This is a genomic window from Symbiobacterium sp., assembly GCF_040797425.1.
In the GTDB taxonomy this organism is placed as follows: Bacteria; Bacillota; Sulfobacillia; order Symbiobacteriales; family Symbiobacteriaceae; genus Symbiobacterium.
The window spans coordinates 16,616-41,554 of the sequence record NZ_JBFNEH010000017.1 but is presented as its reverse complement, the minus strand read 5'-3'; the positions used below and the strand labels follow the sequence as shown (position 1 = coordinate 41,554).

The following is a 24,939-nucleotide window of genomic DNA, read 5'->3' as shown; positions in this document are numbered from 1 at the left end:
AGGCCAGGCGGCCGTGCGGCCGCGATGGCGAGGGGGGAATCGACTTGCTGAAGATCCTGTTCATGGGCACCCCTGACTTTGCCGCCACCTCCCTCAAGGCCCTGCTGCAGGCGGGCTACCCGGTGGTGGGCGTCGTGACCCAGCCCGACCAGCCCGCGGGCCGCGGCGGCAAGCTGCGTCCCTCGCCGGTGAAGGAGGTGGCCCTGGCCCACGGCCTGCCGCTCTTCCAGCCCCGCCGGCTCCGCCGCCCCGAGGTGGTCGCCCAGCTGAAGGAACTGGGTTCGGACCTCACCGTGGTGGTGGCCTACGGGCAGATCCTCTCGAAGGAGGCGCTGGCGATCAGTCCGCTGGGCTCGGTTAACGTCCACGCTTCGCTGCTGCCCCGGTGGCGGGGTGCGGCGCCGATCCAGCGGGCGATCATGGCGGGCGACACCGAGACCGGCGTCTGCACGATGTGGATGGACGAGGGCATGGACACGGGCGACGTCTGCCTGACCGCCCGGATTCCCATCGGTCCGGACGACACCGGCGGCGAGCTTCACGACCGGCTGGCGCAGCTCGGGGCTGAACTGCTGCTGGAGACCGTGCGGCGGATCGAGGCGGGCGACGCCCCGCGCATCCCGCAGCCCGCGCACGGCGTGACCTACGCCGCGAAGCTCGAGCGCTCGGACGAGCTGATCGACTGGTCCCGCCCGGCCCGGGACCTGCACAACCAGGTCCGGGCGCTGAACCCGTGGCCCGGTGCGTACACCACCGGCCCGAAGGGAACCCTCAAGATATGGCGCACTTCCGTGGTGCCCAACCCCAGGCCGGACGCCGAGCCCGGGACCGTCGTGGAGTTGGTGAAGCGGGAGGGCTTCGTCGTGGCGACCGGCGACGGCGGACTGCTGGTGCGGGAGGTGCAGCCGGCCGGGAAGGGGCGGATGGACGCCCAGTCGTTCGTGAACGGCGGCGGGGCCCGGGTGGGCACGCGGTTTTCCGGGTGATTTCGCCGGGGAGCGCGAACCTGCGGGCCGGCTCACATAGTCATTACAATTAGACAGGCGTTCCGGCCACAGGCCGAGGGACAGCGAATTCGAACGGGAGGGTCCTGGCTTGATGCCGTATGGCTTTTACCCGATGTTCGATCCTACCTATATCTTGCTGCTGCCGGCGATCATCCTGGTCATCTGGGCGCAGGCCCGCGTGCGGAGCGCGTTCAACGAGTGGTCGCGCGTGGGCACCCGGTCGGGGGTGACGGCGGCGCAGGTAGCCCGTGACATCCTCGACAAGAACGGGCTCACCGACATCCCCGTCGAACGCGTGTCGGGCCACCTGACCGACCATTACGATCCGCAGAAGCGGGTGGTGCGCCTCTCGGATGCGACGTACTACAGCAACTCCATTGCTGCCATCGGCGTGGCGGCGCACGAGGTCGGGCATGCGATTCAGCACGAGCTGGCCTACACGCCGCTGCAGATGCGCAACCTCATCTGGCCCGTCGCCCGCATCGGCGACAGCCTCGGCCCGTTCCTGGTCATCCTGGGTCTGGTCTTCGGGGGCGCGGGCGGCATCTGGCTGGCGGACCTGGGGATCATTCTGTTCCTGGCGGCCGTCCTGTTCTACCTGGTCACCCTGCCGGTGGAGTTCAACGCCTCCAGCCGTGCGGTGGAGATCCTGGAGACCGGCGGGTACATGACCCGCCAGGAGGTCGTCGGGGCCCGGAAGATGCTGAACGCAGCCGCGCTCACCTACGTGGCCGGTGCCGCCACGGCGGTGATGAGCCTGGTGCGGTTGCTGGTCCTGCGGGGCATGGCCCGGGACGAGTAAGCCGGCCGGACCGGAACAGGGGCAAAACGCAAGCTTGGCGCACGATCGTGCGCCAAGCTTTCTGTCTTGCGCCCAAACACGGGCGCTGACTCCGGGGGAAGGGTTAGTTCGCACTGATATAGGAGCGGACTTGGGTCAAGAACTCGTTGGCGTTTGCCGCGGGGAAGTAAGAGGTCGCGTGTTCCCACCGGCTTTCCACGATGATCCTGTCGTTGAGGAGTGCAAAACGCCAGGGCTCGGCGATCCCGATCCAGCGTTCGGAACCATCGGTGGTTTGGCGGAGGAACAAGAGGTATCGCTGGCCAACGGCCAGGTCCTTGAAGCCTTCAAAGAGGACATGCGACTCGCCTTTGGGTGCTGCCGACTTTGCCTGTGTCACCAGGAGCTGGGCCGGTGCCGCACCTTTCAAGACTTCTTCGACCCGAACCTGGTAGTCCACGCTCACGATTTCCAGGGACGGGTGGGGCTTCTGAGGATCCAGGGGGTCGCGAGCCGTGTTCCTTGTCCCGGCTACCTCCTCAACGGTTCCCACAACGATCACCGTTGCCTGCCGGGTCAGCTCCTCCAACGTTGTGATGGTAGGATAGTCGGCGTGGACCGTGGCGACTTCCCAGGTGGCCAGTCGATAGCCGACCAGCGCAGCGGCCAGCAAGGCTACCACGGCTATGGACGTTGCCCACTTCTTCTTCACAACTCACACCTCCGCACCATTACGGGTACATCGAGAGGATCCCGTTGACGTCATCGGTCTGCGGCACGTAGATCCTGTTGCGGTCTCGATCGGTGTTCATGACCGCCACCTGATCAGAATGACCCAGGCCCAGTCCATGCCCGAGTTCGTGCGTTGCCACGCTCTGCCTGAACGTATCCGAGACACCGGCCGTTGTATTCACGTTGCCATATGCTTCGAACTTGGTCAGCTTACCGGTCAACCAGTGCGTCCACCGGTAGCATATGCCGTAGTTACCATCGTCGTCGTCATAGGTATTGAGGATATTGGAGGATGAACTGCTCTCGCTGAACCTTACCTTGTTGCCCGTTTTCGTTGTCCACTGGTTCATGCCGTTGGTGAACACCTTTCGCCAGACCGAGTTAGGCACGTCGTCAAGGCGATCGCCCCACTTGTATGTAATCTGCAAGGTCTGGCCGCGCGTGTGAGGCCAGTAGTAGTCAGCCGTCCAGGCATAAGCCACGGGCGCCGTCAACAGCGCAGTCAGCGTTACCGTAACCCCCACCTTGAAGATTCGCTTCAACTGGAACTCACCCCTTAGACTTGGTGTATCCGAGACATGGCGCTAGACGCAACACGGTCAATAACCCCTTTCCACCACCTCCCGGACCGGGGTTGGAATGCGTGTCTATCATGCCAATATCGGCATATAAGTGAAACATATCTGCCTAGTTTTATCCCTCGCAAAACGACTTCCGCAGCGCGCAAGACGCCATTTGCCCATCCGCGCCACTTGCGGTACACTCTCCAAAGAATGACAAGCAATCGCTGGAGGCGAGTCCATGCCGCGTCCCAAGCCCAAGCCGCCGCGCACCGGCCGCGAGGCGGCGCTGCGAGCCCTGTATGACGTCGATGTCAAGGCGGCCTACGCCAACCTCGCCCTTGACCACCACCTCTCCGGCAGCGGCCTGGAGGGGCGGGAGCGCGCCCTGGCCACGGAACTGGCCTACGGTGTCACCCGTCGGCGGGCCACGCTCGACTGGGCCATCGGCCAGGTGGCCTCGCGCCCCCTGGAGAAGACCGACCCGTGGGTTCGCAACATCCTGCGGGAGGCGGTCTACCAGATCCTCTACATGGACCGCATCCCTCCGGCGGCCGCCGTCAACCAGGCGGTGGAACTGGCCAAGCAGTATGGTCACGCCGGGGTGGCCAAGTTCGTCAACGGCGTGCTGCGCAATCTCCTGCGCCAGCTTCCCGAGTTGCAGTGGCCGGACGAGGCCGCCGACCCCGTCCGGGCCCTGGCGGTGAAATTCTCCTACCCCGAGTGGCTCGTCGCCCAGTGGTTGGAGCGCTTCGGCCCTGACGAGACGGTCCGCCTGCTGGAGGCAGGGAACCAGGTGCCGCCTCTCACGGTACGGGTCAACCGGCTGAAGGCTACCCGGGAAGAAGCCGCCGCTGCCCTGGCTGCGGAGGGGGTGCGCACCGAGCCCACCCGCCACTCGCCGCAGGGGCTTGTCATCCAGGACCTCACCTCGGCCTCCTCGCTCGACCGGCTCCAGGCGATGAAGCAGGGGCTGATCACCGTGCAGGACGAGTCGTCGATGCTCGTGGCGGCGGTGGTGAATCCGCAGCCGGGCTGGACGGTGATCGACCTGGCGGCCGCCCCGGGCGGCAAGTCCACGCACCTGGCGGAGCTGATGGGCAACCAGGGCCGGGTGATCGCGGTGGACGTCCACCCGCACAAGGTGGACCTGATCGAGGACAGCGCCCGGCGGCTGGGCACCACGATCGTGGAGGGCGTCTGCCTGGACGCCAGGCAGGTGGGCGATGCCATGCCCGAGCGGGCGGACGCCGTCCTCTGCGACCTGCCCTGCTCGGGGCTGGGCACCCTGGCCCGCAGGCCCGATGCCCGCTGGCGGAAGAACCCGGAGGACGTGGCCACGCTGGTGCCGCTGCAGCGGGCCATCCTGGAGTCGGCGGCGAAGGCCTTGAAGCCGGGCGGGGTGCTGGTCTACTCCACCTGCACGATTCAGAAAGCGGAGAATCAGGAGCTGGTGGAGTCTTTCGTGGCCGACCACCCCGAGTTCCGCTTTGACAACATCTGGGCTTACCTGCCGGAGACGATCTCCCGGGAAGAGCAGGCCGAGGGGTACGTGCAGCTGTTGCCCCACGTGCACGGCACCGACGGCTTCTTTATCGCGCGGATGGTGAAGAAAGGATAGCGCCGGGGCCGAACCCTGGTCGCCTGCATGGCGGAAAAAGGATCACGCCCATCTTGAAACGCTCGGCGGTGTCCGTACCGTCCAAGGGGGCGAAGGGGGGCACCGCCATGAAGAAGTGGACCAGGCGTGCGCCGCTCGCAGGAGCGCTGCTGGTGATGGCGCTGGTCGCAGGCTGCGCGGCCTCGCCGGGGCAGAGCCGGCCGGAGGACGCGCAGGAACGGGAGATCACGCAGGCGTCGGGCATCGAGCCTGCCATCGCTTCCCAGGTCGACAGGGATGGCGCCGCCGAGCCCTGGCTTGATCCCGACGCGCCGGTCTCGAACGCCGGGAACCTTGCCCCGGGGATTGATCCGAACGCCCCCGTGAGCGCCAGGCCCGATCCCGATCCGACCGTCGGGTCCGGGCGGGGGCCCACCGCGCCGGTCGGATCCGCGGGCAGTGGTTTCGCCGGGGTGGACCCCGGTGCGCCCCCCACGGTTCCGGTTGCGGGCGGGGCGGGCTCCGGCGCCTTCGTGGGTATCGAACCCGCACAGCCGCTGCAGCAGTGCGGGGAGGACAAGTACGTTCACGGCGAGGGGCAGAGCCCCGAGCGGCGTAAGTGCCTCTGGGATGCCTACCTCTCGAACCGTTCGGCCCTGTTCCGGACGGTCGCCTACACCACCGAGGGTGACCCGATCACCTACGACGTGTCCGTGCAGCAGCGGGACTCGATTGCAGTCCGCATCGACAGCCAGGACCGTTTCGGCACGCAGGGGCAGTTCGCGTACACCTGCACTGCCATGGATTTCACCGATTCGCTGGGGTTCGTGCTGAGAGGCTGCACGGCGAGCGAACCGAACGCGGACGGGCAGTTCCTGACGGAGGACGGCGAACTGCACATCCCGTGACGGCCGGGCACCACGCTGGCCCCGCAAGGACCGTGATCTCCACCGATCCATACCACTTCACCCCCGCCCGGCTTGCCGCGGCGGGGGATTGTCGTTAGCCTTGCGCCCCCATCCGGGTTGCCGTGGCGGGGGATTTTTGACGTGTAGGCGGTTCAAGTGGTAGATTTGAGCAGTAGTATGACGTCCACCGCGAACACTCGTAGAGGCGAAATATAGGCACGAGATCCCGCAACACCAGCAGCGTTCGGTCAGGAGATCAGATGCGGCAGGTGAGGAACACATGATCTTCGAACAGCGCTTCATTGCCGGGATTCGGGACGTCGGCGACCGGAACGAGCTCACCAACAAGGCCATCCTGGAGGCGCTGACCGACGTCAGCAACCTGCACGGCCTGACCGTGGGCCAGAGCACGCGCGACCGAAGCCGCTCGCACCTGGCCTGGATGGTCGCGAACTGGAAACTGAAGGTCATCCGCCGCCCCAAGGTGTGCGACACGTTCGTGGCCCGGACGTGGGCGCGGGGGTACAGCAGGGCCCATGCCTTGCGCGATTACGAACTGGTTGACCAGAATGGCGAGGTCTGTGCGCTGGCCACGTCCAAGTGGGTCGCCGTGGACACGGAAACCGGCAGCCTGCTTCGGCTGACGCCGGAGTTGATGGACCGGTATGAACCCGAGCCGGACCGCGTGAACTTCCCGGGTGTCGACTTCATGCGTGCGGCCCCGAAGGACGTCCCGGAGGAGCGGCGGGCGCTGGTGCAGGCCCCCAGGTACATGATCGACCTGAACGGCCACGTGCACAACACGATGTACCTGGACCTCGCCGCCGAGGTGCTGCCCGACGATCTCTGGCGGCGGCAGTTCGACTCGCTGGAGATCCACTACCGCAAGGAGATCCTGCCGGGCCAGACGGTCCTGCTGCTCTACGGCGAGGCGGGCGGCACGCACTACGTGCAACTGAAAAGCGAAGACGGGGCCGTCTTGCATGCGGTCATCGCGCTCAGTGACTGAAGCGGTGGGCAGGGCGCACTCGTGTCGTCCTGCCCACGAAACGTTTGCCCAACGGCGGTCCACGGGTTAAACTCAAAGGTGGATTGTATCGCCAAGAGGAATCGTTGACGGTCAGGAGGGCCCCGATTGCAGGAAACCGGCTACGTGCCGCTGAAAATCGCAGACCCGGCGCTGCTGTTCGCCGCGCTGGGCAAACAGCCCCTGGTGGGCATGACACCCGACGAGATGGCCGACCTGCTGGCCGGTCTGGGCGAGCCCCGGTTCCGCGCCAGGCAGCTCTTCCAGTGGGTCTACGAGAAGGGCGTGAAGGACTTCGCCGCCATGACCAACCTCCCGGCGAAGCTCCGGGAGCAGCTGGCCGAGCGTACGATCCTGCGCCTGCTCGAGAAGGAGGCCGAGCAGCACGACCGCAAGACCAACACCACCAAGTACCTCTTCCGCCTGCACGACGGGTCAAAGGTGGAGTCGGTGCTGATGCGCCAGTCGTGGGGCAACTCGGTCTGCATCACCACCCAGGTGGGCTGCCGGATGGGTTGCACGTTCTGTGCCTCCACCGTGGGCGGGCTGGTGCGGAACCTGACGGCCGGCGAGATCGTCGATCAAATTATCATGATGCAGCGCGAGCTGCCCGAGGGCCAGCGCATCAGTTCGGTGGTGCTCATGGGCTCCGGGGAGCCGCTGGAGAACTACGACCACGTGCTGAAGGCGATCCGCCTGATGCACGAGCCCGACGGACTCAACATCGGCTACCGGCACATCACGGTCTCCACGTCGGGCATCGTGCCCGGCATGCGGAGGCTGGCGGAGGAGGGGCTGCCCATCACGCTGGCGCTCTCCCTCCACGCCCCCGACAACGAGCTGCGCCGGCAGCTGATGCCGGTGGCCCGGATCTGGTCCATCGAGGAGGTGCTCGCCGCCGCCCGGGCGTACGGCGAGAAGACCGGACGCCGGGTGACGTACGAGTATATCCTCATCGACGGCGTGAACGACGGCCCCGAGCACGCGACGGCACTGGCCCGCCTGCTGAAGGGGTCGCTCGCCCATGTGAACCTGATTCCCATGAACCCGGTGGCCGAGCGGCCGCAGTACCGCCGGCCGAGTTCCGAGCGCGTGAGCCGGTTCAAGCAGATCCTCGAGTCCAGCGGCATTGCGACCACGGTGCGGCGCGAGATGGGCGGTGAGATCGACGCCGCCTGCGGCCAGCTGCGCAACCGTGTGCTTCGCAGGCAGATGAGGAGATGAGAGCGTGAGACTGGTGTTCAGCGAGCGGACCGATCCTGGAAGAGTCCGGCCCAGCAACCAGGATGCCTACCTGCTGGACCAGATCGCTGTGCCCGAGGGGGGCGCCCTGATGGCCGTGGCGGACGGGATGGGGGGCTACGACGGCGGCGAGGTGGCCTCGCAGCTGGCCGTGCAGACCCTCCGTGCCTACGTGCTGCCCCGGGTGGAGGCGTGGGCCCGCGAGGGAACCATCGGCCGGGGGCTGGTGGAGGGAATCCACGCGGCCAACCGGGCCATCCTCGCCGCCCAGCTGACCCGCGCCGACCTGGCCCGCATGGGCACCACGATGACCGCCGTCATCGCCGCCGGGGCGCACCTCTATGTGGGTCACGTGGGCGACAGCAAGGCGTTTCTGATCACCGGGACGCACGCACACCAGATCACATCCGACCACAACATCCCGGGAGAGCTGCTCCAGCGCGGCCACCTCACCCGGGAACAGGCGGCCTGCCATCCCCAGCGGCACGTGCTCACCCGCGCCCTCGGCGTCCGGGAGGAACTGCTGGTGGAGCAGCTGGAGCTGCAGTGGGCCGTCGGCGATACGATTCTGCTCTGCACGGACGGCCTCACGAACCTCGTGACCCTCGCGGAGATCGAGGAGGCGGCCGCCCGGCACGATCCCGCATCCCTGGCCGACTGGCTGGTCAGCCTGGCCAACAGCCGCGGCGGCCACGACAACATCACCGTGCTCGCCGCCAGGTGGGAGGGATAACGTCCCTTGATCGGCACGATTCTCGGCAATCGATATCGACTGGAAGAGCGCATCGGCGGCGGCGGCATGGCCCTGGTCTTCCGGGCCACCGACCTGCAGCTGGGCCGGGAGGTGGCCGTCAAGGTTCTCCGCGGCCAGTACAGCGCAGACGACGAGTTCGTGCGCCGGTTCCGCCGTGAGGCACACAACGCCGCCTGCCTCTCGCATCCCAACATCGTACAGACTTACGACGTGGGCGAGGACGGCGGGACCCACTACATCGTTATGGAACTGGTGAGGGGCAAGACCCTCAAGGCCCTGATCCAGGAGCAGGGCGCCCTGCCCGTGGCGGAGGCGGCCCGCATCGGCATCGCCATCGCCGACGCCCTGGCCCACGCCCACGCCCAGCGCATCGTCCACCGGGACATCAAGCCCCACAATATCCTGCTGGGCGAGGACGGCCGCATCAAGGTGGCCGACTTCGGCATCGCCCGGGCGGTCACCACCGACACGGTCACCCGCACGGGCGCCATGGTGGGCTCCGCCCACTACTTCAGCCCCGAGCAGGCCAACGGCCAGCCGGCCGGCGAGAAGTCCGACCTGTACTCCCTCGGGGTCGTTCTTTACGAGATGGTGACCGGCACCCTTCCCTTCCAGGGGGAGAGCCCGATCACCGTGGCCCTGAAGCACCTGCAGGAGAGGGTCGTGCCGCCCTCGGAGCTCAACGCCGAGGTGCCGGTGGAGATGGACGAGATTATCCTGCGGGCGATGGAAAAGGAGCCGGACGACCGGTTCGAGAGCGCCATCCAGATGCGTGACGCCCTCGCCGACTTCCTTCAGCTCCACGAGGAGGGCAGGACGCACATGCGCGGGGGCGACTTCCCCACGATGGACCTGCGGGCCGTCAAGGGCCGGCGGGCCAAGACCCGGCAGAAGCGCCATCCGGAGGCGGACGCGTCCCGCCGAGCCCGGCGGCGGACCCTCATCATCGTGGCCTCGGTGCTGGTCGTCATGCTGGGCGGCCTGGGCGCCGCCGGCTGGGCGCTCTGGAAGTTCCTCGACGTGCCCGAGGTGGTGGTGCCCGACATCGTGGGCATGCACATCACCCAGGCGGAGGAACTGCTCCGGCAGGCCAAGCTGCAGCGGACGATCGTCTCCGAGCGCTACAGCGACCTGGATCAGCTCTACATCCTCGAGGCACGGCCCGAACCGGGCAGTGTGGTGAAGGAAGGCGCCGTGATCGAACTGGTGGTCTCCAAGGGGCCCGAGACGGTGGAGGTGCCCAACGTGGTGGGCATGAACATCGACCAGGCCAAGGCCGCTCTGCGGACCGAGCGGTTCCAGATCGGCAACATCAAGGAAGAGGTCTCCAGCCGTCCGCAGGGCGAGGTGATCGCCCAGGCCCCGCTCGCCCGCACCCCGGTGAAGGTGGGCTCCGAGGTGGACCTCACGGTCTCGCTGGGTCCGCTCATCGTACCCAAGGTGGTGGGCCTGAAGCTGGAGGACGCGCAGAAGGCCCTGGCCGAGGCGGGGCTGCAGGCGGGCACCGTCGACCAGCGGCACGACGCCGCCGAGGCCGGCACGGTTCTCGCCAGCACGCCGGCCGGGGGTACGCAGGTGACCCCTGGTCAGCGGGTGGACCTCGTGGTCTCCGCCGGGCCGGAACTGGTGGGGAAGCAGTTCTCGCAACCCCTGGTCGTGCCGGTGCTGCCCTCCGAGCGCGCTCGCTTCAAGGTGGTCCTGGTGGACCAGATCGAGGGCGCAACGGAGCCCTCGGAGTCGACGCTCATCGACGAGGAGCTGCAGGGCGGCGAGCAGGTGATCGTCTCCGGCACGTATTATGGTGAAGCCTATCTGATCATCTACGTGAACGACGTGGAGCGCCTGCGGTATCCGTTGCAGTGAAAGAGGTGGGGTCGGAGTGTGCCGCTAGGTTACGTGATTCGTTCGCATTCCAACATCTATTACGTGCTGGTGGACGGCCAGGAGGTGGAGTGCCGCCCGCGGGGCAAGTTCCGCCTGGACCAGACCCAGGTGCGGGCCGGCGACCACGTGGAAGTACGGCTGGAGGCTGACGGCGAGGGCCGCATCGACAAGGTGCTGCCGCGCCGCAACTGCCTCGAGCGGCCGCCCGTGGCCAATGTGGACCAGTGTCTGGTGGTCTTCACCCTGGCCGAACCTGAGGCCGATTACCCCTTCCTGGACCGGGTGCTCATCCACGTGGAGCAGGCGGGGGTGGCGCCGCTCATCCTGCTCAACAAGATCGACCTGGTGGAGCAGGAGGCGGTGGATGCGTTCGTGCGCACTTACCGAGATCAGGTAGGCTACCCCGTGCTGCCGATTTCGGCCCGGGAGGGGTGGGGGCTGGACGCGCTGCTTCCGCACCTGGTGGGCAAGATCTCGGTGCTGGCCGGCCATTCCGGGGTGGGCAAGTCGCAGCTCATCCGGGCCCTGGAGCCGCGGCGACAGGACGTGCGGGTGGGGGAGGTCTCGGCCAAGTCCCGGAAGGGACGGCACACCACGCGCCACGTGGAACTGATTCCGCTCAGCAGCGGCGGGCTGCTGGCCGACGCCCCGGGGTTTACCTACCTGGAGTTTCAGGACATTGAGAAGTGGAACCTGCGGGATTACTTCCCGGAGATCGTCCGCCACCAGGCAGCGTGCCGCTACAGCGACTGCCTGCATCGGGCGGAGCCGGACTGCGGCGTGAGAGCCGCACTGCAGGCGGGGGAGATTCCCGAAAGCCGCTACGAGAGTTACCTCCTGTTCCTCGCAGAAATCGAGTCCAAGAAGAGGTGGTAATATCCGTGTTCGATCCTGCACGCGTCAAGGTGGCCCCGTCGCTGCTCTCCGCCGACTTTGCCGACCTGGGCGGCGAACTGCAGCGCATCGCCGCGGCCGGGGCTGACTGGGCGCACCTGGACGTGATGGACGGCCACTTCGTGCCCAACATCACCTTCGGGCCGCCTGTGATCGCAAAGCTCAGGCCCCGGTCGCAGCTCTTCTTCGACGCCCACCTGATGATCCGGCAGCCTGAGCGGTACGTGGCCGACTTCGTGAAGGCGGGCGCAAACCTGATCACCGTCCACGTGGAGGCCTGCGACCACCTGCACCGGGTGCTGGGGCAGATCCGGGAGGCCGGGGCGAAGGCCGGCGTCGCCCTGAACCCGCACACGCCGGTCAGCATGCTGGCCCACGTGCTCGACATGGTGGACCTGATCCTGATCATGACCGTCAACCCCGGCTTCGGCGGCCAGCGCTTCATCGAGTCGTGCCTGCCCAAGGTCGCCCAGGCGAAGGCGATGCTGCGGGAGGCCGGCCTGGACGACCGGGTGGAGTTGCAGGTGGACGGCGGCGTCGATCCCGACACGGCGCCGCGCTGCATCGCCGCGGGCGCCACGGTGCTGGTGGCGGGAACGGCCGTCTTCGGCCGGCCCGACTACGCGGCGGCTATTGCGGCGCTGCGGGGATAGCGCCGGGACGAAGACGCAGGCGCCGCCGGGCGCAGGGCAGAGCAGCGGAGGTGGCAGCAGATGGCCGAATCGAACCAGTACGTGATTTTTCGCCTGGATGATCAACTGTACGGCGCCGACATCACCGTAGTCCGTGAGGTGAGCTACCTCACGCCTGTCACCCGCCTCCCGAACACCCCGCACTACGTGGAGGGGGTGATCGACCTCCGGGGCGAGGTGATGCCGGTCATCAGCCTGCGCAAGCGGCTGGGCCTGCCGGACCGGCCGGCCGACGCCGACACCCGCATCATGATCCTGAGCGTGGGCAGCCTCACCGCCGCCCTGGTGGTGGACGGGGTGGAGCAGGTGGTCACCCTGGAGGCCGGGGCGGTTGCCAAGCCCGATGCGTCCCTTACAGTGGCGGGGCAGGATTACGTTTACGGGGTCGCCCGCATGGACGACCGGCTGGTGGTGCTCATCGACCTCAGGCGCATGCTTACCGTCGCGGTCGCCTGACTTTCCTGGCCCGACCCTCGTTTCCGGAGGCAAGTTTTCACCCGGGGTCACGTATGTTGGGTGAAGAATGGGTTCGCCGGGACGAGGAGGGGTCGCCGTGCGGATGGGGCTGGGGAGACGCAGGCCGCCGCCCAGGGCGCTGGCGGGGTTTGCACTGATCCTCGTGGGCGTGTCGATCATACTCACGGCGCTGCCCGGCTTCGTCTATGCCGCGGTGATCGGGGTACTGATCGCCTACCTTGGCTACACGCTCATCGGCCGGTGAGCCTTCGGGTCAGTCAGGAAGGGGGGCACCTGTGTGCGCATCACCGTCATCCGACTGCCGCGACCCTTGGGGCGAATGCTAATGGCGATCATGCGAGTGTTCTCCGGCAAGCGGGGGGAAGGCAGGGACGCCGCGTAGCGTGCACCGGGCAACCCAGAGACCGCGAGCCGGCCGCATCGACCCACCCTGGCACCCCGGCGGGCGCATTGCCGCCGGGGTCAACACTTGGCTATAATAGTTGGGAATTGCCTCTGGGAGGTAGCACCGGAACATGGCTGACTATCTGGTACGGGCGATTGGGGCCGGCGGGAACGTGCGGGCGTTTGCGGCCGTGACCACCGCCCTGGTGGACGAGGCCCGCCGCCGCCACGACACCTGGCCCACGGCCACCGCCGCACTGGGCCGCGCCCTCACGGCCACCGCACTGCTGGGGGCCATGCTGAAAGACCCCGACGAGTCCGTGACGCTGCGCGTGGCGGGCGACGGGCCGCTCCGGGGGATCATCTGCGACGCGGACGAGCGCGGGCACGTGCGCGGCTACGTGAACGAGCCCCACGTGGACCTGGACCGCACGCCACAGGGCAAGCTGAACGTGGGTGCAGCCGTGGGCGCCGGAACGATCTACGTCACCCGGCAGCTTGCGCTGCAGGGCATCTACACCGGCTCGGCCGAACTGGTCTCGGGCGAGATTGCCGAGGACCTGGCTTACTACCTTACCCGCTCGGAGCAGACGCCGTCGGCGGTGGGGCTCGGCGTGCGGGTGGACCCGGACGGCGTGGTGGTGGCCGCCGGCGGATACCTGCTGCAGCTCATGCCGGCCACGCCGGATGCCGACCGCGACCGGCTCGAGGCGAACCTGGCGCAGCTGGGTTCGGTGAGCCTGGCGGTGGAGCGGGGAATGACGCCCGAGGAGATCCTGGCGGCCGTGCTGGCGGGCCTCGACTACGAGATCCTCGAGCGACGCGACCTGAGCTTCACCTGCCGCTGCAGCCGGGAGCGGGCGCTGGCGGCCATCGCGATGCTGGACGAGAAGGACCTCGCCGCGCTGGAGGAGGAGGACCACGGGGCCGAGCTCACCTGCCACTTCTGCAACGCGGTCTACCGCTTCAGCGAGGAGGAGATCCGCGCCGCACGCCAGAACGCGGACAAGCACTGAGGCCCCAATGGCGAAAACCCGGCCACCTGAACCGGTGGCCGGGTTTGCTGGCGAAGCCGGGTGGGCTAGATCGCCCGCTGAACCTTACCGCTGCGGAGGCAGCGGGTGCACACGGTGATCCGCTTGACGCGGCCGTTCACAACCGCCCGAACGGTCTGGACGTTGGGCGACCAGGACCGCTTGGTCTTGTTCTCCGCATGGCTGACCGCGTTGCCGCGGTGGACACGCTTGGAGCAAACCTCGCACAGGCGAGCCATGGCCTGACACCTCCTCCCGGCCAGGAAAAGCTTCCACCTTTGTTAAAGCACAATCCACATCATAGCACACTTGCTGTACTGGTGACAAGCGCCTGCAGGTGGGTTCGACCGACGACGGGCGTCCGGACGTCGGTTCCGGACCGCTGGCAGGAGTTTGGCCCACCCGGGACGAAAGTAACGCCGTTTGGAAGGGGGGAGCGCCGGTGGGTAAGGAGCTCCAGACCGAGCTGGGGCGCATCTACGTTGCGGATGACGTGATCGCCACCATGGCCGGCATAGCCACCACCGAGTGCTACGGCATCGTCGGCATGGCGTCCTCCCGTCTCCAGGACGGCATCTCGGAGCTGCTCGGGCGCGAGAACCTGGCCCGGGGCGTCCTGGTGGAGGTCGATAACGATTCGGTGGAGATCGACCTGTACATCGTGGTGGGGTATGGCACCCGCATTTCGGAGATCGGGCGGAACGTCACCGACAAGGTGCGGTACGTGGTGGAGAGCTACACCGGGCTGAAGGTGCGGGGCGTGCATATCCACGTGCGCGGCGTGAAGGTCGGAAACGCCTGAGCGGAAGCCGCTTCGGGCCCAGAAAACCAGCCCGGCTGTGGCTAGCCGGTGGGGATGAGGAGGCACCCTTCGTTGAGCATCAAGACCATCGACGGCAAGGCGCTGAAACGGATGATCCGCCACGCAGCCGCACGGCTCGAGGCTGAGAAGGATGCGGTAAACGCCTTGAACGTGTTCCCGGTGCCGGACGGGGACACCGGCACCAATATGTCCATGACGCTGAGCTCGGCGACCCGCGAGGTGGAGCGGGCCGGCGACCGCACCGTGGGCGAGGTCGCCGCCGCCCTGGCGCAGGGCTCGCTGATGGGCGCCCGGGGCAACTCCGGCGTCATCCTGTCGCAGTTGTTCCGCGGCTTCGCCAAGTACCTGGACGGCAAGGTGGCCGTCGACGGGCGGGAGTTTGCCCGGGCCCTGCAGGAGGGTGTGGACACCGCCTACAAGGCCGTCATGAAGCCGGTGGAGGGCACGATCCTCACCGTGGCGCGGGAGGCCGCGGCGGCTGCCCAGCACGTGGGACGCCGGACCGGCGACCCGGCCGTGGTGATGCGGGCGGCGCTGGAGGCGGCCGAGAAGGCCCTGGCCCAGACCCCGGAGCTGCTGCCGGTGCTGAAGAAGGCCGGCGTGGTCGACTCCGGCGGCAAGGGCCTCACGGTGATCTACCACGGCTACTACGAGGCCCTGGCCGGCGAGGCGTTGGGGGCGGAGGCCGCGGAGGAGGCTGCCCCTGCGCCGGCGCAGACTGCCGTGGCCCCGGGCCGGCACGACGTCTCCCCGGCGTCTCAGGTCGCTTTCAAGGTGGACGAGGAGATCTCGGACATCCGCTTCCCCTACGACTGCGAGTTCTTCATCCGCCGCTACAAGGACGGTCCGCCGATCCCGATGGACCAGATCGCCCGGGATCTGGAGCAGTGGGGCGACTCGATCTACGTCGTGGGCAGCGAGGACCTGGCGAAAGTGCACGTGCACGCCTCCAACCCGGGTCCGGTGCTCTCGCTGGCCATCCAGTACGGCGACCTGATCGACATCGTCATCCACAACATGCGGGAGCAGCACGCCGACCTGCTCCGCAACGCCCAGCCCGCCCCGGAGGGCGTGCAGGGGAACACCCCGGCCGCCGCACAGGCGGCGGATTCCGGCGCGGCGGCTGATCCGACGGCAGCGCCCGCGATGGCCGGCGCCAACCCGGCGAACCCGGGGGTGGACGCTCACGGGGAGGCCGCGGCCGACCCGCCGGCGGAGGAGAAGCCGACTGCCGTCGTGGCGGTGGCGGCGGGCGAGGGCATGGCGGAGATCCTGCGCTCGCTGGGCGTGAGCGAGGTGATCGAGGGCGGGCAGACGATGAATCCGTCCACCCAGGACCTGCTGGAGGCCATCGAACGCTGCCCGAGCCGGCAGGTGTTCGTGCTGCCCAACAACAAGAACATCATCCTGGCGGCGGAGCAGGCCGCGGCTCTCACCAAGAAGAAGGTCTACGTGGTTCCGACCCGGTCGGTGCCCCAGGGCATCTCGGCCATGGTGGCCTGGATGCCCGACGAGGAGGACGGCGACCGGCTGTTCGCGAGCATGAAGCAGGTGATCGGCGACGTGCAGACCGGCGAGGTCACCTACGCGGTGCGCGACACGGTCTACGGCGACCTGGAGATCAAGGAGGGCGACATCCTCGGCCTGTGGAACGGCAAGATCCACCTGACGGGGAAGCAGCCGGAGGAGGTGCTGGCCAACCTGCTGCAGGCCATGGTGGACGAGGTGGGCGGCGAGGTGGTCACCGTCTACTTCGGCGAGGCGGTCTCGGCAGACCAGGCCGAGGCAGTGGGGGAGGACCTGCGGAAGCGGTTCCCCGACCACGAGATCGAGGTCCAGTACGGCGGCCAACCCCTCTACTATTATGTGTTCTCGCTGGAGTAACGCTTGCCAGTGTCTGGCCGGGTGTGTTGCACACGCCCGGCCTTGTGCGTCTGCCCACGGGCGATCGGCTGGATCGGAGGCTCCCACGCTCTGCGGACCCGCCGGGAGCGGGCCGGTGGCGGCGGGGGCGAGGGGCGGTCGGGTCGCCGTTCGTGGAATCGGGGATAGTGGGTAAACTCGTGAGACGAACCCCGGCAACGCGAACCAAAGCGCCTGCGTCTATCGTCTGAATAATGGTGATAAAGAGGAGGGAAGAGCGGTGGAGAAGTCTACGTAGCGTGTTGACCGGCACACGCTGGCCGGCGACTGGCCGCTCCTGGCCCTCATGCTCGTGACCATCGGCGTCACCATCTGGGCGTTCCCGCGCCTGCCCGACCAGTCGGCGGTTCACTGGGGCACGGACGGGACGGCGGATGGGTCTGCCAGCCCCTGGTTCCTCGCCCTCTACTGGCCGATCTTGGCGACCGGAATCTACCTCCTGTTGCTCTACCTGCCCCTCCTGGACCCCAAACGGAGCAATTACGTTGCATTTGGGCGCGTGTATGGCATCATCCGCCAGGCCGTGCCGGCGCTCCTGCTGTTGCTCCACCTGGCGCAGCTGGCGAACGCTCTCGGCGCGTCGGTCTCTCCGCTCACGGTGATCTTCCTCGCCACGACGGCGCTCTTCTTCGGCTTCGGCCTGGCCATGGGTCAGATCCGCCCCAACTACTTCATTGGCATCCGCACACCGTGGACCCTGGAGAGTGAGGAGGTCTGGACGAAGGCCCATCAGTTTGCCGGCCGGCTGTGGGTGGTGCTCAGCCTGCTGCAGGCGCTTCTGGTGCTGCTGATGCCCGCCCACCTCGGGTTCTGGACCTGGCTGGCCGTCGTCCTGGTCATGGTGGCCGTGCCGGCGGTGTACTCGTACCGAGCTTACCGGCAGGTGAGCGGTTGAGGAACGGTGAAGCAGGGAACCGTCCCGGGGTCATCCAGGCTGTCCCCGGGACGGCCTTCTTGTGTCCGGGCGACCGCACGGGGCGCGCGTCCCTGGCCGGCTGGCCGCGGCTCCCTGGTGGGTTGCAGGACGTCTGTGCCCCTGCCTCACTGGACGGGTGCACCGCAGGCGCGTCGCGGGGTTCGCCCGCGATGAGCAGACCCGGGCGGTCATGCCGGCCCGGCCGCCGACTTGGTCTAGCGCCGGGATTGCAGGTCCCCGTCCATCCGGTGGCGAAACCACCGTGACAGGGTTCAGGTTCGAACGGGTAACCGCACCACGCAGTCATTGTCAACAGAAACCTCACTAATCGGGGGACCCACGAAGTGCTGGAATGGATCGCCATGCTGACGATGCTGGTGGACCACATCGGGGCCGTGTTCTTTCCCGGGGCGGTGTGGATGCGCATCGTCGGGCGCATCGCCATGCCGCTCTACACCTACGGCATCGTCCGGGGCTACGAGCTCACCCGCAGCCGCAGGCGCTATGCCCTGCGCCTCTTCCTGATCGCCCTGGCGGCACAGGTGCCCTTCTGGGCGCTCTGGTACCCCGACGTGAACATCGTGGCCGGCTTTCTGGCCGGCATCGGGGTCTTCGCCGGGCTGGACAACACCCCGCGGCTGGTGGAGCGCCTCTTTCACCGCCCGCTCCCTGCGCTGACCCGCACCCTGCAGGGGGCGCTGCTGGCCGCGGCCTTCTTCCTTTTCTGGCTGGTGCCCGTGGATTACGGTCCCTACCTCCTGGCCCTGCTGTTGTTGTACCGGTACGTCAAGTGGAAGTGGGTGCTCCCCGTTGCGCAGGCGGTGCTCGTCGTGCTGCTTCTCGGGCCGCACTGGCAGATTCAGCTGTTCAGCCTGGTCGGTACCCTCTTGCTGATCCTGCCCGTGCGCTACCCGCCCCTGATGCGGGGCCGCTGGTTCTACCGGGCCTTCTATCCGGCGCACCTGGCGGTGATCGCGGCGGTGGCCTGGACCCTGTACCTGCAGGGTCGGATCTAGCAGGTGCCTCCGCCCCCTGTTCCGTCCGGGGGCGCGCCGGCACTCGCCCGGCGGGTGCGGGGCCGTGGCCGCGCTTTTCCGGGCTGGCGCCCGCGCACCTGGGCAGGGGTGACCGCCTCTCCGCCCGTGCCAGCGACTTACAGGAATCCCTCACCGCGACAGCGAACAAGTCCGGGCGAGGTGAGTTGGGTGACACCAACGAGCGGCAGCGATTCGAAGACCAGGACGAAGGGCTACTACGGCGATCCCCTGAACATGCCGGTCCAGTACTTGAAGGGCATCGGACCCGCACGGGCCAGGGACCTGGCCAAGCAGGGGATCAGCACGGTCCGCGACCTGATCGAGCGGGTGCCCCGGGCCTACCGGGACTACTCGCACTTCAAGCGCATCGCCGAGGCGCAGAACGGCCAGCTGGAGTCGCTGATGGGCACCGTGGTGATGGTGCAGGACCAGCGGGTGCGGGGAAACCTCAACCTGACCAGGGTGATCATCTCCGACGGCTCCGGCACCGCCGCCGGCGTCTGGTTCAACCAGCCCTGGCAGGCCAAGCGTTTCCCCATCGGTACCCGGGTCCTCTTCGCCGGCCCGGTGGAGCGGCGGGGGGCGCAGGTCCAGATCGTGAACCCTGAATGGGAGATCATCGACGAGGAGTCGGCCTCCGACCCGCTGCACGCCGGCCGGATCGTGCCGGTCTATCCGCTCACCGGCTCCCTGAACCCGCGGGACATCCGCCGCGCAGTCCACTTCGCCCTGCAGACCGCCGCCCACCTGATGCCCGACACCATCCCCCCGGCCGTGCGGGAGCGGCAGGGGCTCATGCCCATGGCCGAGGCCTGGCGGGCGATCCACTTCCCGGACTCCGAGGCCCAGAAGGAGCGGGCCCGCACCACCCTGGCCTTCGAGGAGCTCCTGGTGCTGCAGACCGGCCTGCACCTGGTGCGCCGGCAGACGGTGGTCGAGCAGGTGGGCATCGCCCACGGGCCGGAGGGCGAGGTAACCCGCCGGCTCCGGGAGAGCCTGCCCTTCCGGCTCACCGCCGCCCAGGAGCGGGTGATCCGTCAGGTGGCGGCCGACATGGAGTCGCCCCGCCCGATGAACCGGCTCATCCAGGGCGACGTGGGCTCCGGCAAGACCATGGTGGCGGTCTTCGCTCTGGCGAAGGCGGTGGACTCCGGCCACCAGGGCGCGCTGATGGCCCCCACCGAGATCCTGGCGGAGCAACACTACCTCAACCTGCGCCGCATCTTCGCCCCGCTGGGGGTGCAGGTGGTGCTGGTGACGGGCAGCCTCACCAAGAAGGAGCGGGACGCCAACCTGGGGCTGCTCCAGATGGGCGCGGCGCAGATCGCCGTGGGGACGCATGCCCTCATCGAGGACCGGGTGAACTTCAGGGATCTGAGCCTCGTGATCACCGACGAGCAGCACCGGTTCGGCGTGCGCCAGCGGGCCCGGCTGCAGCAGAAGGGCGAGGTGGTGCCCGACGTGCTGGTGATGACCGCCACGCCCATCCCCCGCACGCTGGCGCTCACGCTTTACGGCGACCTGGATGTTTCCGTGATCGACGAGCTGCCCCCGGGGCGGCGACCGGTGGGCACCTACTGGCGGCCGGAGGCGGCCCGCCGCCAGGTGTACAACCACCTGATGCGCACCGAGGTCCCCGCCGGGCGGCAGGGCTACGTGGTCTGCCCGCTGGTGGCGGAGTCGGACAAGCTGCAGGCGCAGGCGGCCACCGAGTGGTACGAGCGGCTGCGGGCGGAGTACCCGGAGGTGCGCATGGGTCTGCTCCACGGCCGGCTGCCGCCGGCGGAGAAGGAGGCGGTGATGGAGGCCTTCCGCCGGGGTGAGATCCAGGTGCTGGTGGCCACCACCGTGATCGAGGTGGGCGTGGACGTGCCCAATGCGACGATGATGATCATCGAGGGGGCCGACCGGTTCGGCCTGGCGCAGCTGCACCAGCTGCGGGGCCGGGTGGGCCGGGGCAGCCACCAGTCGTATTGCGTGCTCATCGCCGATCCCAAGACGCCCGAAGCCCGGGAACGGCTGCAGATCATGCAGAAGTACAGCGACGGGTTCGCACTCGCGGAGAAAGACCTGGAGCTGCGCGGCCCGGGCGAGTTCTTCGGCACCCGGCAGCACGGCATGCCCGACCTGAAGGTGGCCAACCCGATCCAGGACCTGGCCATCCTGGAGCGGGCCCGGGCCGAGGCCGCCCGCATCGTGGCGGAGGACCCGCAACTGCACAAGCCCGAGCACCAGGCCCTGCGCCAGGCCGTGAAGGAGCGGCTGGGCGAGGAGTTCGGCTTCATCCTCGTGAGCTGACAGGCGTGCTGGACCGACGGCCCGTCAGATCACCTGTCCTGCCCGGAAGCGTGCTCTCTATATCTGTCGCCAATCTCGGTCAAGAATGGTGAAGGGAGGGCCCGCACATGGTGCGTCTAACCAGGTGCCGGCTCAGATGGTTCTTCCCGCTGCTCGCACTGGCGATCTGCCTCCCCACCGCCGTCGCCTGGGCCAACGCCGGTCCGCCCCGGTTCTCGGGCAACACCGGCGGTCCCCTGCTGCCGGGAAAGAGCGACCAGGTGCACGTGCTGGGCGAGATTCTGCGGTTCGACCTGGCCCCGGACTTCAGCCGCGCCACCGTCACCGCCCGGTACACGCTGGCCAACCGGGGGCCGGCGCTGGACGACCAGCCCTTCATCTTCGTGGTGCAGGAAGGCCGGGAAACCGCCGCACTCACGGCCTCCTGGCAGGGCGAGCCCCTGGCGGTGGAGGCGGTGGACCTGGCGCAGTTCACGCCGGAGGAGCGGGCCGAGATGGCCGGCGCCTGGGGCACCGTGGACGTGTGGATGGATCCGGTCACCGGCGAGCCCTACACCCCCGGCGCCTTCGTGGGTACCGACCCGGTGGTGAGCTACTACCGCTTCACCGTGGACCTGCCGGCGGGCGCCACCGGGGAGCTGACCGTCCGCTACGAGCAACCCTCAGCCTGGGACCGGACCCGCTACGCGCTCCGGGTGCACCACTACCAGTACCTGGTCCTGCCGGCACGGGGGTGGGCCTCCTTCGGCCCGCTGGAGGTCCGGGTCGCGGCGCCGGAGGGCAGCCGGTACTACTTCGCCGCCAACCTGGACTTCCGGCGGGAGGACGGCGAGTACGTGGCCGAGTACCCGGGCCTGCCCCAAGCGAACCTCTCCTTTGCGGTGATGGACCGCTCGGGCCTGTTCCTTGGTCCGCATCCGGGCCCGTACTACTGGCTGGGCTTCGCCGTGGTGCTTGCGCTCGCGGTGGCCATCGGCGCCGGGATCGGACGGGCGGCAGGACGGCTTCCCGGGCGGGGGTGGGCGCTGGGGGTGGGCACCGTGGGCGGCCTGCTGCTGGGCGGCGCGCTGGACCTGTGGCTCGCGGTGAACCTGCTGATGGCGCTGCCTGCGCTGCGGGAGCAGTCGTACGGGCCGGCCTTCGTGGGCATCGGCCAGGGGCTGGTGGCCGCGGTGGTGTCCGCCGGGGTTGCCAACCGGGTGGCAGTGCGCACCTGGCGCCGGCGGCATGGAGGTTCGGTCGCGTAGCAGTCAGGCAGCCGACGCCTGCCGGACCTCGTACGGTGCAACTGGCCGCTGAGCCGTTGGCCTCGGAACGGCGCAGGCCAGCCGTGCGGATGCACAGGGTTGACTGCCCGCCGTCCTGCGCCCGGTGCTCTGCGGACCTGGATGGGGTTCACGGCTTGCCTTCCTTCGTGAACCTTTTCGCACGCTTACCCGATCTAGTGTAACGAATGCGCCTGTTGGGTGAGGGGAGGCTGGTGGATGCGCCCGCCGTGGCTGGAAGAACTCATCTTCAAGTACAAGAGCTCGATCGCGAATCTCTTCGTGCTCCACTTCAACGTGAACGACTACGCAGGTCCCGATAATCGGCGGGTGCGCGACGTGGTGATCCAGGACTTCCTGGAGAACCCCGCCTATGCCCCCCAGGGCAAGCCCCGCCGGGTGGTGGCCATCTACAACCGGGCCGAGGGCATCACCTTCTCCTGGCCGGGGATGCGGGAGGAGTTCATCCGCATCCTCACGGGCGAGCGGGTGCGGCCCGACGAGGAGGTGCGCCTTCCCGTCGCTCCGGGCCAGGCCTTCGCCCTGCTCGACAAGCTGATCTACAGCGAGCCCGCAGCGGTGCTGATTGAGCAGGCGGAGACGATTCTGCCTGTGGAGGACCTGGCCAACATGGGCCAGGAGGAACTGCGGGCGCTCACGTTCGTCAAGAAGTGGGCAACCGACGTGCGGCTCAACCGGATGGGCAGCCCCGTGGTGCTGCTGGCCGGGTCGCTGGCCGAGCTGCACCCGCACCTGCGCCTCGCCTCCACCAAGATCGAGTCGATCATGGTGCCCCTGCCGGACCTGGAGGCCCGCCTGCTGTACATCGAGTCGATGGTGGAGAAGCGGGGGCTGCAGCTGGCGGTCGAACCCCGCGAGCTGGCCAACGCCACGGCCGGCCTCTCCCGCATCCTCATCGAGGACATCGGCCTCCGGGCCGAGGCCACCGGGCAGCCCATCACCCTCGAGTTCGCCCGCGACCGCAAGGAGTCGCTGATCCGGGCCGAGTTCGGCGACGTGCTGGAGGTCGTCGAGCCCCGCTTCGACTTCACCGCCCTGGGCGGTCTCACCGAGGCGAAGCTCTTCGCCGCCAAGAACATCGTTGTGCCCCTGCGCACCGGCAACTACCGGCGGGTTCCGCTGGGGGTGCTGCTCACCGGCCCCTCGGGCACGGGCAAGTCCGCCTTCTTCTACGCCCTGGTGGCCGAGGCGGGCGTGAACGGCGTGAAGCTGAACTTCGGCAAGATCCTCGGACCCTACGTGGGCCTTTCGGAGCAGAACCTGGAGAAGGCGCTGCTCGGCATCCAGTCGCTGGCGCCCTGCCTGGTGCTGATCGACGAGATCGACCAGCTGCTCCAGCGGGGGAACGGCGGCGATTCGGGGGTGCAGCAGCGGCTCTTCGCCCGCATGCTGGACTTCATGTCGAACCCGCAGAACCGCGGGCGCATCGTCTTCGTGGCGGCCACCAACCGGCCCGACCTGATGGACCCGGCGCTGAAGCGTCCCGGCCGCTTCGACCGGAAGATCCCGTTCCTGCTGCCGGGCTGGGCCGAGCGGGTAGCGATCCTGCAGGCCGTGCACCGTCGCTACGGGATGGCCGGGGAGCCCGACTGGGAGGAGGCGGCCCGCCGGACCGAGGGCTACACCGGCGCCGAACTGGAGGCGGTGGTGCTCAAGGCCTGGGAACTGGCCGAGGACGCCGGGCGGAACGAGATCACCAACGCGGATCTCGAGGGCGCCCTGGAGCGGATTCGTCCCTCCACGGCCGAGGTGCAGTTCATGACCGACCTGGCGATCCTGGAGTGCGACGACAAGGATGTGCTTCCGCCCGAGTTCCGGGACCTGCTGGACGACCGGAAGGCCCTGGAGGAGCGGGTGCAGCGTTACAAGCTGATGCATTTTCGCTAAGCAAGATTGAAGGAGGATGAGGGTAATGGGCTTCTTCGCACGGTTGGCCCGGTTGATTCGCGGCTTCTTCTCCCTTTTCATCGGCGGGCTGGAAGAGAAGAACCCGAAGGCGATGCTGGAGGACCTGAAGAACCAGCTGAACGCCGCCAAGGTCCGCTACAACACGACCACCGCCAACATCATCGCCCGGGAGAAGGTCGCCCTGGCCAAGCTGAAGCAGGCCGAGAAGGAGTTGGAGGACTGCCGGCGGTTGATCCAGGAGGCCAAGCGGCAGAACGACCGCGAGCTGGCCCTTCAGCTGCTGATCCAGGAGGAGCACCTGGAGGCGGCCTATAACACCGCCCTGGAGGCCTACAACTCCATCAAGGCCGAGGCCGACAACGCCCGCCGCGAGTTCGAGAACTTCCAGGCCGAGATGTTCCAGAAGATGAGCCAGATCGAGCAGCTGAAGGTCCAGGCCGATCTGGCCGACCTGAAGAAGGAGATGAACCAGCTCCGTTCCAACTTCGCCACCGAGAGCGGCGCCGGCAAGATCAACGAGGGGCTGAAGCAGGCCGAGGAGCTCATCCAGAGCAAGCTGGCGAAGGAGGAGGCCATCGCCGAGCTGGGCAGCAACTCGATCGACGCCCGCATGCGGAACCTGAAGGCCTCCGCCGCCCGGAGCCGTGCCGAGGAGAAGCTGGCGGCTCTGTTCGGCGACGAGCCGGCCCAGACCGAGGACGAGGGGCGCGTCGTCAAGGAGAAGCTGCAGAACTGATCGACGGTGTGACGGAACCCCTGCCGGTGGATCCGG

The 24,939-nt window shown here is 68.0% G+C and carries 24 protein-coding genes; 21 read left to right on the top strand and 3 right to left on the bottom strand.

All coding sequences use genetic code 11. The annotated features are described in order from the left end of the window. Window positions 1-44: 44 nt before the first annotated feature. Together fmt and AB2385_RS07375 are read left to right on the top strand one after the other, a co-directional pair. The gene (gene fmt, locus AB2385_RS07380) at window positions 45-986 is read left to right on the top strand and encodes a methionyl-tRNA formyltransferase (protein WP_367654311.1); all 942 of its coding nucleotides are present in this window, start codon (window positions 45-47) and stop codon (window positions 984-986) included. A gap of 112 nt (window positions 987-1,098) precedes the next feature. Further along, complete coding sequence (locus AB2385_RS07375; protein ID WP_367654310.1) at window positions 1,099-1,809, top strand: zinc metallopeptidase; 711 nt, start codon at window positions 1,099-1,101, stop codon at window positions 1,807-1,809. Between the two features lie 103 nt (window positions 1,810-1,912). Here AB2385_RS07375 and AB2385_RS07370 read toward each other — a convergent pair whose 3' ends face one another. Beyond that, entirely contained in the window at window positions 1,913-2,500 is a 588-nt protein-coding gene (locus tag AB2385_RS07370) for a hypothetical protein (RefSeq protein ID WP_367654309.1), read from the bottom strand. 19 nt (window positions 2,501-2,519) lie between these two features. Continuing rightward, on the bottom strand, window positions 2,520-3,062 hold the full coding sequence (locus tag AB2385_RS07365) for a matrixin family metalloprotease (protein ID WP_367654308.1): 543 nt from the start codon (window positions 3,060-3,062) through the stop codon (window positions 2,520-2,522). A 259-nt stretch (window positions 3,063-3,321) separates the two neighbouring features. On the opposite strand from AB2385_RS07365, the gene rsmB reads away from it, so the two are divergent. The 11 genes from rsmB (at window position 3,322) to hslO (ending at window position 13,958) form a co-directional block, all read left to right on the top strand. After that, on the top strand, window positions 3,322-4,701 hold the full coding sequence (gene rsmB, locus AB2385_RS07360) for a 16S rRNA (cytosine(967)-C(5))-methyltransferase RsmB (RefSeq protein ID WP_367654307.1): 1,380 nt from the start codon (window positions 3,322-3,324) through the stop codon (window positions 4,699-4,701). A gap of 107 nt (window positions 4,702-4,808) precedes the next feature. Beyond that, window positions 4,809-5,588, top strand: a complete 780-nt coding sequence (locus AB2385_RS07355; protein WP_367654306.1) for a hypothetical protein — start codon at window positions 4,809-4,811, stop codon at window positions 5,586-5,588. 280 nt (window positions 5,589-5,868) lie between these two features. After that, on the top strand, window positions 5,869-6,597 hold the full coding sequence (locus AB2385_RS07350; protein WP_367654305.1) for an acyl-[acyl-carrier-protein] thioesterase: 729 nt from the start codon (window positions 5,869-5,871) through the stop codon (window positions 6,595-6,597). A gap of 186 nt (window positions 6,598-6,783) precedes the next feature. Then, window positions 6,784-7,839: a 23S rRNA (adenine(2503)-C(2))-methyltransferase RlmN gene (rlmN, locus tag AB2385_RS07345; protein ID WP_367654329.1), complete on the top strand. Its 1,056-nt coding sequence runs from the start codon at window positions 6,784-6,786 to the stop codon at window positions 7,837-7,839. Between the two features lie 4 nt (window positions 7,840-7,843). Next, window positions 7,844-8,590: a Stp1/IreP family PP2C-type Ser/Thr phosphatase gene (locus AB2385_RS07340; RefSeq protein WP_367654304.1), complete on the top strand. Its 747-nt coding sequence runs from the start codon at window positions 7,844-7,846 to the stop codon at window positions 8,588-8,590. A 6-nt stretch (window positions 8,591-8,596) separates the two neighbouring features. Then, window positions 8,597-10,474, top strand: a complete 1,878-nt coding sequence (gene pknB / locus AB2385_RS07335; protein WP_367654303.1) for a Stk1 family PASTA domain-containing Ser/Thr kinase — start codon at window positions 8,597-8,599, stop codon at window positions 10,472-10,474. Window positions 10,475-10,492: 18 nt separating this feature from the next. After that, on the top strand, window positions 10,493-11,371 hold the full coding sequence (gene rsgA / locus AB2385_RS07330) for a ribosome small subunit-dependent GTPase A (protein ID WP_367654302.1): 879 nt from the start codon (window positions 10,493-10,495) through the stop codon (window positions 11,369-11,371). 5 nt (window positions 11,372-11,376) lie between these two features. Then, a complete protein-coding gene (gene rpe, locus AB2385_RS07325; RefSeq protein ID WP_367654301.1) occupies window positions 11,377-12,042 on the top strand; it encodes a ribulose-phosphate 3-epimerase in 666 nt (221 codons plus the stop codon). Between the two features lie 60 nt (window positions 12,043-12,102). After that, window positions 12,103-12,537, top strand: a complete 435-nt coding sequence (locus AB2385_RS07320) for a chemotaxis protein CheW (RefSeq protein ID WP_367654300.1) — start codon at window positions 12,103-12,105, stop codon at window positions 12,535-12,537. Window positions 12,538-12,634: 97 nt separating this feature from the next. Then, window positions 12,635-12,802 carry a hypothetical protein gene (locus AB2385_RS07315; RefSeq protein ID WP_367654299.1) on the top strand — a complete coding sequence of 56 codons (168 nt, stop codon included), beginning with the start codon at window positions 12,635-12,637 and terminating at the stop codon, window positions 12,800-12,802. Between the two features lie 271 nt (window positions 12,803-13,073). Continuing rightward, a complete protein-coding gene (gene hslO, locus AB2385_RS07310) occupies window positions 13,074-13,958 on the top strand; it encodes an Hsp33 family molecular chaperone HslO (RefSeq protein WP_367654298.1) in 885 nt (294 codons plus the stop codon). Window positions 13,959-14,023: 65 nt separating this feature from the next. Here hslO and rpmB read toward each other — a convergent pair whose 3' ends face one another. After that, window positions 14,024-14,215, bottom strand: coding sequence for a 50S ribosomal protein L28 (gene rpmB, locus AB2385_RS07305; RefSeq protein ID WP_367654297.1), 192 nt, complete (start codon window positions 14,213-14,215; stop codon window positions 14,024-14,026). Between the two features lie 203 nt (window positions 14,216-14,418). On the opposite strand from rpmB, the gene AB2385_RS07300 reads away from it, so the two are divergent. The 8 genes from AB2385_RS07300 to AB2385_RS07265 all read left to right on the top strand — a co-directional run bounded on the left by AB2385_RS07300 (window position 14,419) and on the right by AB2385_RS07265 (window position 24,903). Then, window positions 14,419-14,778, top strand: coding sequence for an Asp23/Gls24 family envelope stress response protein (locus AB2385_RS07300; RefSeq protein ID WP_367654296.1), 360 nt, complete (start codon window positions 14,419-14,421; stop codon window positions 14,776-14,778). 72 nt (window positions 14,779-14,850) lie between these two features. Then, window positions 14,851-16,683, top strand: coding sequence for a DAK2 domain-containing protein (locus tag AB2385_RS07295; protein WP_367654295.1), 1,833 nt, complete (start codon window positions 14,851-14,853; stop codon window positions 16,681-16,683). A 325-nt stretch (window positions 16,684-17,008) separates the two neighbouring features. After that, a complete protein-coding gene (locus AB2385_RS07290; protein WP_367654294.1) occupies window positions 17,009-17,617 on the top strand; it encodes an SdpI family protein in 609 nt (202 codons plus the stop codon). A gap of 365 nt (window positions 17,618-17,982) precedes the next feature. After that, window positions 17,983-18,654: a TraX family protein gene (locus AB2385_RS07285; RefSeq protein ID WP_367654293.1), complete on the top strand. Its 672-nt coding sequence runs from the start codon at window positions 17,983-17,985 to the stop codon at window positions 18,652-18,654. A gap of 189 nt (window positions 18,655-18,843) precedes the next feature. Then, the gene (recG, locus tag AB2385_RS07280; RefSeq protein WP_367654292.1) at window positions 18,844-20,973 is read left to right on the top strand and encodes an ATP-dependent DNA helicase RecG; all 2,130 of its coding nucleotides are present in this window, start codon (window positions 18,844-18,846) and stop codon (window positions 20,971-20,973) included. A 107-nt stretch (window positions 20,974-21,080) separates the two neighbouring features. Then, on the top strand, window positions 21,081-22,220 hold the full coding sequence (locus tag AB2385_RS07275; RefSeq protein WP_367654291.1) for a hypothetical protein: 1,140 nt from the start codon (window positions 21,081-21,083) through the stop codon (window positions 22,218-22,220). Between the two features lie 237 nt (window positions 22,221-22,457). Further along, window positions 22,458-24,146: an ATP-binding protein gene (locus tag AB2385_RS07270; RefSeq protein WP_367654290.1), complete on the top strand. Its 1,689-nt coding sequence runs from the start codon at window positions 22,458-22,460 to the stop codon at window positions 24,144-24,146. A gap of 25 nt (window positions 24,147-24,171) precedes the next feature. Further along, the gene (locus tag AB2385_RS07265; RefSeq protein WP_367654289.1) at window positions 24,172-24,903 is read left to right on the top strand and encodes a PspA/IM30 family protein; all 732 of its coding nucleotides are present in this window, start codon (window positions 24,172-24,174) and stop codon (window positions 24,901-24,903) included. The last annotated feature ends 36 nt before the right edge of the window (window positions 24,904-24,939 follow it).